The organism is Streptococcus sp. HMSC072D03 (genome assembly GCF_001812855.1).
Classification (GTDB): Bacteria; Bacillota; Bacilli; order Lactobacillales; family Streptococcaceae; genus Streptococcus; species Streptococcus salivarius_D.
On the sequence record NZ_KV810664.1, the window covers coordinates 1 to 9,543 of the forward strand.

Sequence of the window (9,543 nt, forward strand, 5' to 3'; positions counted from 1 at the left end):
TCATTGCTGGACTTAGGTCTAGCTTTTTTTGTTTTTATCAGTTTTATAGTGACATAAATGTCGCTATTTTATTTCTTATCTATCTCTTATAATAGGTTTCGTAATTAATTTAATTACAAAAATTATATCTATTAATAGGAGGTTGAATGGAACAAGAAATTTTTGTTCACGCATATGAAGTTGTAAGGCCGATTGTACTTAAGGCTAGTAGACAATATTTCATCCAACTTTGGGACCAAGCTGATATGGAGCAAGAGGCTATGATGACGCTTTATCAGCTTTTAGAAAAGTTTCCTGAATTAAAGTCTGATGATGATAAGCTACGGCGTTATTTTAAAACGAAATTTAGGAATAGACTTAATGATGAGGTTAGAAGGCAGGAGTCTGTAAAACGACAAGCTAATCGACAATGTTATATCGAAATTTCAGATATTGCTTTTTGTCTTCCGAATAAAGAGTTAGATGCTGTTGATAGGCTTGTTTATGATGAGCAGCTTAATGCTTTCCGTAATCAGTTGTCTTCGGAAGATGCTACTAAGTTAGACCGTTTGCTAGCTGGGGAGTGTTTTAGAGGTCGAAAAAAGATGATTCGAGAGTTAAAAGTTTGGATGGTTGATTTTGATCCTTACAATGAAGATGATTAATTCTCAATATAGAACTGGACTAGTATTATTGTGTATAAGTCATAGAAAAAACACTTCGAAAGTAGATTTATCTTATCTATCTTTTGAAGTGTTTTTAATGTGATGAATTTATTTTACTGCTATAGGGTTTCCAATGAATCTTGGAAGTTCAATACTTTCTTTAATTAGGGCTTCTTGGTAAAGTTTTAAGAAGTCTGCATAGATATGAGTTTGTTGTCCATTTTGTGTAAAGATGTCAATACGAAATACCAGTTGTCCAGAAGGAGTTGTGCTTAATCCAATAATATTAGGTGCTCCACTGATTTGAGGATAGTTTTCAATGTTTTCTTGATTTACTTCTTGGATGATGCTGGTCACCTTATTGATATCGGTTGATGGATAGACTGGGATATCAATTTGAGCTCTCATGTCTCCTCGAGATTTGTTGGATACAATTGTGATATTTCTGTTAGGTATAAAATGGAGGGTCCCATCAAATCCTCGAATTTGAGTAGTTCGAATACCTACGGTTGAAATAAGGCCTGTAACGGGTCCTACTTCAACTGAGTCACCGACTTCAAATTGGTTTTCTAACAAGATGAAAAAACCATTAACGACATCTGATAGGAAGCCTTGAGCTCCTAGACCAAGAGCAACTCCAGCAAGTCCTGCACCAGCAAGGAGGCTAGATACTGGAACCCCAAGGATACTAAGAAGCCAGTAAACAAGGAAAAAGTATAGCACGTAGTTCATGCAATTGTGTAGTAAACGTTCAATGGTTTTTTGTCGAGCAGGTGTTTGAATTGTCCAAGCTAGAGAGCGTCCGACTGTATGTTTAAAAAGGAAGTTGATAATCTTCTTACTAAGAAGAAAGATTATGAGAAGAATGAGGAGCTTAATCCCTTTTGTAATGAGTACCATTAGGGTCTCTTCAAAATTAAATTGTTGGATGTATCTTTGTAAAATATTCATAGCTTTAGTTTATCAAAAATTTGAAAAAGTAGCAGTTCCTAACGATTTTCTTGTGATTAAATTGGAGAAAAAAACTTTTAAAAGGCTTTGAAATATGGTAAACTAAACTGTATCTATAAAAAATTTTAAGGAGAATGACTACATGTCTGTATCATTTGAAAACACAGCCACTAACCGTGGTGTGGTGACATTCACTATCGGTCAAGATAAAATTCAACCAGCTTTGGATCAAGCGTTTAACAAGGTTAAAAAGAATTTGAACGCTCCAGGCTTCCGTAAAGGACACATGCCTCGTGCCGTATTTAACCAAAAATTTGGTGAAGAAGCTCTTTACGACGATGCTTTGAATGCAATTCTTCCAGCAGCTTATGAAGCAGCGATTGCTGAACTTGGTCTTGATGTTGTTGCACAACCAAAAATTGATGTAAAATCAATTGAAAAAGGCCAAGATTGGACACTTACTGCAGAAGTTGTTACAAAACCTGAAGTAAAACTTGGTGCATATAAAGATCTTGAAGTTTCAGTTGAGGCTTCTAAAGAAGTTACTGATGAAGAAGTTGATGCTAAGCTTGAAAACGAACGCAAAAACTTGGCTGAATTGGTCGTTAAAGAAGGTGCAGCTGAAAATGGCGACACTGTTGTTATCGACTTTGTTGGTTCAGTAGATGGTGTTGAATTTGACGGTGGTAAAGGTGAAAACCACTCTCTTGAACTTGGTTCAGGTCAATTTATCCCAGGATTCGAAGACCAATTGGTTGGAGCAAAAGCTGGTGATGAAGTAGAAGTTAAAGTAACTTTCCCAGAAGACTATCAAGCTGCTGACCTTGCAGGTAAAGCTGCTGTATTTGTTACTAAAGTTAACGAAGTTAAAGCTAAAGAAGTTCCTGCTCTTGATGATGAGTTGGCTAAAGATCTTGACGATGAAGTTGAAACTCTTGATGAGTTGAAAGCTAAATACCGTAAAGAACTTGAAGCAGCTAAAGAAATCGCATATGATGACGCTGTTGAAGGTGCTGCACTTGATTTGGCTGTTGAAAACGCTGAAATTGTTGAATTGCCAGCAGAAATGGTTGAAGACGAAGTTCACCGTGCTATGAACGAATTCATGGGTAACATGCAACGTCAAGGTATCTCTCCTGAAATGTACTTCCAAATCACTGGTACAACTCAAGAAGATCTTCACAAACAATATGAAGCTGACGCTGACAAACGTGTGAAAACTAACCTTGTTATCGAAGCTGTTGCTGCTGCTGAAGGATTCGACGCTACAGAAGAAGAAATCCAAAAAGAAATCAATGATCTTGCAGCTGAGTACAACATGGAAGTATCACAAGTTTCTGCACTTCTTTCACCTGAAATGCTTAAACACGATATCACTATGAAGAAAGCTGTTGAAGTTATCACAAGCACAGCAAAAGTTAAATAATATGACTAAAATCAAGTTTCTGTTGAGACTTGATTTTTTCTTCTATAAATGCTTTGACTATTGACTCTTTTTAGCGTAAAATAAAAGGTAGCGAAAAATTGATTGCTGAGCTATTTCTGATGGAAACTAGCTTGAGTAAGAATGAAGGAGAACCACTTTGGAATTAGACGTATTTGCTGGACAAGAAAAAAGTGAATTATCAATGATTGAAGTGGCCCGTGCTATCTTAGAAACACGTGGTCGTGATAATGAAATGTATTTCAATGATTTAGTCAATGAAATTCAAAATTACTTAGAAAAATCGGATGCTGATATCCGCAATGCTTTGCCATTCTTTTATTCAGATTTGAATACGGATGGAAGTTTCATTCCACTAGGTGATAACAAATGGGGCTTGCGTTCATGGTATGCAATTGATGAAATCGATGAAGAAGTCATCACATTGGAAGATACTGATGAAAATGCACCAAAACGTAAGAACAAGAAAGTTAATGCCTTCATGGATGGTGATGAAGATGCCATCGATTATAATGACGATGATCCAGAAGATGAAAACTTCACACCTGATTCTGATAGTCTTGAATATGACGACGATAGCGAAGATGATGAGAAAGCCGAAGTGGAATCTTATGACTCTGAGTTGAATGAAATTATTCCAGATGATGATTTGGATGATGTTGAGTTGTCAGAAGAAGATGATGACGATGACTATGAGGATGAGTCAAACGACTAAGTTTTCATTGACAAATGGTCTTGGATAGTTTAGACTATTTATCGGGCACCTCTTTTGAAGAGGTCATGATTAAGGCTCCCAGAGTGAAACTCTTGGGGGTCATTTTTGTTTTTAGTCATTTACTAGACTTGTCTAAGGTGAGGTACTTTGTACCGCTCCCATCAGGTACTAGGAAAGGGCTGTCGTGATTATCTGAGTGGGTAATCAATCTACTATCTGTAGTTGTTTTGAATAATATTATAAGGAGTTAACATGACAAAATATATTTTCGTCACTGGTGGTGTGGTATCTTCAATTGGTAAAGGGATTGTAGCTGCAAGTCTTGGACGTTTGCTTAAGAACCGTGGTCTTAAGGTTACGATTCAAAAATTCGATCCTTACATCAATATTGACCCAGGGACAATGAGTCCTTACCAACACGGTGAAGTTTATGTTACTGATGATGGTGCTGAAACTGACCTTGACCTTGGTCACTACGAACGTTTTATTGATATCAATCTTAATAAATACTCTAACGTGACTACTGGTAAGATTTATAGCGAAGTTTTGCGTAAGGAACGTAAAGGGGAGTATCTTGGTGCGACTGTTCAGGTGATTCCGCATATCACAGATGCTTTGAAAGACAAGATTAAGCGTGCAGCGACAACGACTGATTCAGATGTCATTATCACTGAAGTTGGTGGTACGGTTGGGGATATTGAAAGTCTCCCATTCCTTGAAGCACTTCGTCAAATGAAGGCTGATGTTGGTTCTGAGAACGTTATGTATATCCACACAACGCTTCTTCCTTATTTGAAGGCTGCTGGTGAAATGAAGACAAAACCAACGCAACACTCTGTTAAGGAATTGCGTGGTTTGGGTATCCAACCAAATATGTTGGTTATTCGTACAGAACAACCTGCTGGTCAAGGAATCAAGAATAAATTGGCTCAGTTCTGTGATGTTGCACCTGAGGCTGTTATCGAATCACTCGACGTGGAGCATATCTATCAAGTGCCACTTAATATGCAGGCTCAAGGTATGGATCAAATCGTTTGTGATCATTTGAAACTAGATGCTCCAGCTGCAGATATGACAGAATGGTCTGCTATGGTTGATAAGGTACTTAATCTTAAGAAGACAACTAAGATTGCCCTTGTTGGTAAGTACGTGGAGCTTCATGATGCTTACTTGTCAGTGGTTGAGGCACTTAAACACTCTGGTTTGGCAAATGATACTGCTATTGACATTGACTGGGTCAATGCTAATGATTTGACTGTCGAAAATGTTGCTTCTCGTTTGGCTGATGCTGATGGTATCATCGTTCCTGGTGGTTTTGGTCAACGTGGTACTGAAGGTAAGATTCAAGCTATTCGTTATGCACGTGAAAATGATGTGCCAATGTTGGGTGTCTGTCTTGGTATGCAATTGACATGTATTGAGTTTGCTCGTCATGTCCTTAACTTGGATGGCGCTAATTCAGCTGAGCTTGATCCAAACACAAAATATCCAATTATCGATATTATGCGTGATCAAATTGACATTGAAGACATGGGTGGTACTCTTCGTCTCGGTCTTTACCCATGTAAGTTGAAACCAGGTTCTAAGGCTGCTGCAGCTTATGGCAACCAAGAAGTTGTTCAACGTCGTCACCGTCACCGTTATGAATTTAATACTAAGTTCCGTGAACAGTTTGAGGCTGAGGGCTTTGTATTCTCAGGTGTGTCACCAGATAATCGTTTGATGGAAGTTGTAGAACTCCCAGACAAGAAATTCTTTGTGGCAGCGCAATACCACCCAGAATACCATAGCCGTCCAAACCATGCTGAAGAACTTTACACTGCCTTTGTGACAGCAGCGGTTGAAAATGCTAAATAATAAACTAGGACAGAGTGGGACAGCCTACTCTGTTTTTTATTGGCTCCTTTTATGCTAAAATAAAGGGAATAATAAGAAAGAACGAGGAAAACAAATGGCTAAATTCGGCTTTTTGTCAGTATTAGAAGAAGAATTAGATAAGCACCTGGACTATGATTTCGCTATGGACTGGGATAAAAAGAATCACGCTGTGGAAGTAACCTTTATCCTAGAAGCGCAAAACAGTAGCAATGTGGAGACTATTGATGATAAGGGTGAAGTGTCTGATGAAGATGTTATTTTTGAAGACTACGTGCTCTTTTACAATCCAGCAAAATCACGTTTTGATGAAGAAGACTACCTAGTGACAATCCCATATGAACCTAAGAAAGGTCTATCTCGTGAGTTTTTGGCCTATTTTGCGGAGACCCTAAATGAGGTGGCGACAGAAGGATTGAGTGACTTGATGGATTTTCTATCTGATGATGGACCTGAGGAATTTGGTTTGGTTTGGGACAAAGATGCTTTTGAAAAAGGGAAAGCTCAACTTGAAGAGAAGGAATTTTTTGCTTATCCAAGGTATTAAAGGGAGCGAAAAAGGATGGATGCTTATTTAAAAGATCAGTTTGATTTTACAGGTGTTAAGGCTGCCTTACTCGTAGAGCAAAGTATTTTGGTCATTCTCAGAGATAATAAACCAGATATTCCTTGGCCAAATACATGGGAATTGCCAGGTGGTGGAAGAGAAGGTCAAGAAACGCCTCTTGAATGTCTTCAACGTGAGGTCTGGGAGGAGCTGGGCTTGACTTTGACAGAGGAATCGATTATTTGGTCGAAAATCTATCCTAGTATGTTGGATAAAGATAGGTCAGCTGTCTTTGTGGTTGGCCGAATTAGCCAAGAGCAGTATCGTGAGATTCGTTTTGGTGACGAGGGGCAGGAATTTAAAGTAATGCCTGTAGAGGATTTTATAAAAGCAGAAGGTGTCATTCCCCAGTTGCAGGAACGAGTACGTGATTATGTGGAGAAGAAATGATGATAACACTTGAGAGAGTCAGAGCAGAAGATTTAGAAACGATTATTGCCATTCAAAGAGCCAGTTTTAAGGCAGTCTATGACAAATACCAAGATGAATATGATCCCTATCTAGAGGATCGCGAACGAATCAAGTGGAAACTGGTAGAGCGTCCCAATAGCTATTACTACTTTGTGAAAGACAACGAAGAGAAGATCGGATTTTTACGAGTTCAGACCAATGAAGAATTAACGGAAGCTTGGTTGGGAACGGCAGCGATTTTGCCCCAGTATCAAGGGAAAGGTTATGGTTCTGAGGGTCTGAGATTGCTAGAAATGGAATTTCCAACTGTCACACAATGGGATTTGTGTACAGTGTTACAGGATGCAGGCATGGTCACATTCTACGAGAAAAATGGCTATCGTCAAACCCATATCGAACCTGAAAAAGAAGGTATGGATATGGTCTACATGAAAAAAATGATAGAGAAATAGAAAGGAAGGTTCAGTTTTTCGACTGAATCTCTTATATAGGTTGATAAAATATATGGACAAATGGCAAGAATTAACGATTGAGGTTAATCGTGAGGTCGAAGAGGCGGCTTCGAATATTTTAATTGAATCTGGTAGTCAAGGTGTGGCTATTGATGATAGTGCAGATTATTTGGAAAATGCGGACCGTTTTGGTGAGCTTTATCCTGAGGTTGAACAGGTTGAGACGGTTAAAATTACGGCTTATTATCCGGAGTCAGCAGATATCGAAGCTATTACTAAGCAGGTTAATGAGCGTTTGGCTGAGTTGACGGATTTTGGTCTTGAAACTGGAGATATTCACTTGGCTACTCAAGAATTGGTTGAAGAAGACTGGGCTGAGAATTGGAAGAAGTACTATGAACCAGCTCGCATTACCCACGATTTGACTATCGTACCGTCATGGACGGATTATGAGGCATCAGTAGGTGAGAAGATTATCAAGCTAGATCCTGGCATGGCCTTTGGAACCGGAACACACCCAACGACTAAGATGAGTCTTTTTGCACTCGAACAGGTGCTTCGTGGTGGCGAGACGGTGATTGATGTGGGAACTGGTTCGGGTGTCCTCTCGATTGCTAGCTCTCTTCTTGGAGCTAAGGAAATCTATGCCTATGACCTTGACGATGTGGCGGTTCGAGTGGCACAGGAAAACATTGATATGAATCCTGGCATGGAAAATATCCACGTTGCTGCAGGTGATCTTTTGAAGGGTGTAACTCAAGAAGCTGATGTTATCGTGGCTAATATTTTGGCGGATATTCTCATCCATCTGACGGAAGATGCCTACCGTTTGGTTAAGGACGAAGGTTATTTGATTATGTCAGGGATTATCTCTGAAAAATGGGATATGGTGCGAGCATCGGCTGAGAAAGCAGGTTTCTTCCTAGAAACTCACATGGTTCAGGGAGAGTGGAATGCCTGTGTCTTCAAGAAGACAGATGATATTTCAGGTGTGATTGGAGGGTAAATGCAACAGTATTTTATAAAAGGGCAGGTTGAAAATCCAGTAATCATAAAAGACAAGGATACTGTGAAGCATATGTTTAACGTTATGCGTTTAACAGAGGATGATCAGGTTGTCTTGGTTTTTGAAGACGGTATCAAGCGTCTTGCGCGTGTGACTGACCGTGAGAATCATATCTTTGAAGTGATTGAAGACTTAAATGATAATGTTGAGATGCCTGTATCTGTAACCATTGCCTCTGGCTTTCCCAAGGGAGATAAGCTGGATCTGGTGACACAAAAGGCAACAGAGCTTGGAGCTCAGGCTATCTGGGCCTTCCCTGCCGACTGGTCTGTGGTCAAGTGGGATGGTAAGAAGCTTGCCAAGAAGGAAGATAAGCTTGCCAAGATTGCTCTGGGAGCTGCAGAACAATCCAAGCGTAATCGTGTTCCAGAAGTTAGATTGTTCGAGAAGAAGGGAGAATTTCTATCAGAATTAGATAATTTTGATAAGATTTTTATCGCCTATGAGGAAACAGCCAAAGCAGGCGAGTTGGCTACTCTAGCTCGTGAGTTGGCTCAGGTAGAGAGTGGTCAGAAAATTCTCTTTATCTTTGGACCAGAAGGTGGTATTTCTCCGTCTGAGATTGATGTTTTTGAGGAAGCTGGTGGCGTTAAAATTGGCCTTGGACCGCGTATTATGCGGACGGAAACGGCTCCTCTCTACGCTTTGAGTAGTGTGAGTTATGCCCTAGAATTGAATAAATAAGAGAAAGTTGGCCTTGTTCCAACTTTTTTGTATTTGACACTTTTAAGCTAAGATTGAATCTTCTCATTGGTTTTGTATGACGAATCGAGTAATTCTAAAAAAGTTGATAATCTTATTTAGGTTTAATATAATTGTATTATCTTTATAAAAGGGGAAGATTTTTAATGAAAACGAATCGTTATGTGACTCAATCCGCTGTGGTTTTGGGCCTCTTTGCTATCTTGACTGTGCCACAAGTCGTAGGGCAAGCTGATGAAGCAACGGCACCAGTACCAACTACTTCTACCGAAACTGTGGCAGATAGTGGTGCCTCTGTAGTATCAGGACAAGGAACTTCTGGGACAGCTGTTCAAGGAGGAACAGAGACCGTCTCTGCTACACCAACAACAGTAGCGACAAATGCGTCTACAGAGCCATCAGCTAATACCTCAACGACCCAAGCAAGTCAAGAAGCCAGTGCTGTTTTGACGAATGCCAATCAGGTGACACCAGCAGTGCCAGTACAGGCTGAAACTGTTACAGAGCCTGCTCATGAGGGGCAGACCGTTGATATGCAGATTTTGTCAACAACAGACCTTCATACCAACTTGGTTAACTATGATTATTATCAAGATAAGCCGTCTCAAACAGTTGGTTTGTCTAAAACTGCCGTTCTTATCAAAAAAAACTCTAAGCAGGCTTAGCCTGCTAACTC

At 39.7% G+C, this 9,543-nt stretch carries 11 protein-coding genes; 10 read left to right on the forward strand and 1 reads right to left on the reverse strand.

Features of this window, described 5'->3' with window-relative positions; all coding sequences use genetic code 11:
* The first annotated feature begins 146 nt into the window (after nt 1-146).
* Nucleotides 147-644, forward strand: a complete 498-nt coding sequence (locus HMPREF2877_RS06030) for a sigma-70 RNA polymerase sigma factor region 4 domain-containing protein (protein ID WP_013989953.1) — start codon at nt 147-149, stop codon at nt 642-644.
* Nucleotides 645-752: 108 nt separating this feature from the next.
* Here HMPREF2877_RS06030 and HMPREF2877_RS06035 read toward each other — a convergent pair whose 3' ends face one another.
* Complete coding sequence (locus HMPREF2877_RS06035) at nt 753-1,595, reverse strand: mechanosensitive ion channel family protein (protein ID WP_041817181.1); 843 nt, start codon at nt 1,593-1,595, stop codon at nt 753-755.
* A 142-nt stretch (nt 1,596-1,737) separates the two neighbouring features.
* Between HMPREF2877_RS06035 and tig the strand changes: the two genes are divergently transcribed.
* From tig to HMPREF2877_RS06080, 9 genes are all read left to right on the forward strand, one after another.
* A complete protein-coding gene (tig, locus tag HMPREF2877_RS06040; RefSeq protein ID WP_013989955.1) occupies nt 1,738-3,021 on the forward strand; it encodes a trigger factor in 1,284 nt (427 codons plus the stop codon).
* A 157-nt stretch (nt 3,022-3,178) separates the two neighbouring features.
* Nucleotides 3,179-3,754 carry a DNA-directed RNA polymerase subunit delta gene (rpoE, locus tag HMPREF2877_RS06045; protein WP_002885605.1) on the forward strand — a complete coding sequence of 192 codons (576 nt, stop codon included), beginning with the start codon at nt 3,179-3,181 and terminating at the stop codon, nt 3,752-3,754.
* A 252-nt stretch (nt 3,755-4,006) separates the two neighbouring features.
* Complete coding sequence (locus HMPREF2877_RS06050; protein ID WP_070579158.1) at nt 4,007-5,611, forward strand: CTP synthase; 1,605 nt, start codon at nt 4,007-4,009, stop codon at nt 5,609-5,611.
* 94 nt (nt 5,612-5,705) lie between these two features.
* The gene (locus HMPREF2877_RS06055) at nt 5,706-6,176 is read left to right on the forward strand and encodes a DUF3013 family protein (RefSeq protein WP_013989957.1); all 471 of its coding nucleotides are present in this window, start codon (nt 5,706-5,708) and stop codon (nt 6,174-6,176) included.
* A 15-nt stretch (nt 6,177-6,191) separates the two neighbouring features.
* A complete protein-coding gene (locus HMPREF2877_RS06060; protein WP_070579161.1) occupies nt 6,192-6,626 on the forward strand; it encodes an NUDIX hydrolase in 435 nt (144 codons plus the stop codon).
* Nucleotides 6,626-7,099 carry a GNAT family N-acetyltransferase gene (locus HMPREF2877_RS06065; RefSeq protein ID WP_070579167.1) on the forward strand — a complete coding sequence of 158 codons (474 nt, stop codon included), beginning with the start codon at nt 6,626-6,628 and terminating at the stop codon, nt 7,097-7,099. The genes HMPREF2877_RS06060 and HMPREF2877_RS06065 overlap by 1 nt, the downstream gene beginning before the upstream one ends.
* A 52-nt stretch (nt 7,100-7,151) precedes the next feature.
* Complete coding sequence (gene prmA / locus HMPREF2877_RS06070; protein WP_014633682.1) at nt 7,152-8,105, forward strand: 50S ribosomal protein L11 methyltransferase; 954 nt, start codon at nt 7,152-7,154, stop codon at nt 8,103-8,105.
* Nucleotides 8,106-8,849, forward strand: a complete 744-nt coding sequence (locus HMPREF2877_RS06075; RefSeq protein ID WP_070579164.1) for a 16S rRNA (uracil(1498)-N(3))-methyltransferase — start codon at nt 8,106-8,108, stop codon at nt 8,847-8,849.
* Nucleotides 8,850-9,013: 164 nt separating this feature from the next.
* The gene (locus HMPREF2877_RS06080; protein WP_256262931.1) at nt 9,014-9,532 is read left to right on the forward strand and encodes a 5'-nucleotidase; all 519 of its coding nucleotides are present in this window, start codon (nt 9,014-9,016) and stop codon (nt 9,530-9,532) included.
* The last annotated feature ends 11 nt before the right edge of the window (nt 9,533-9,543 follow it).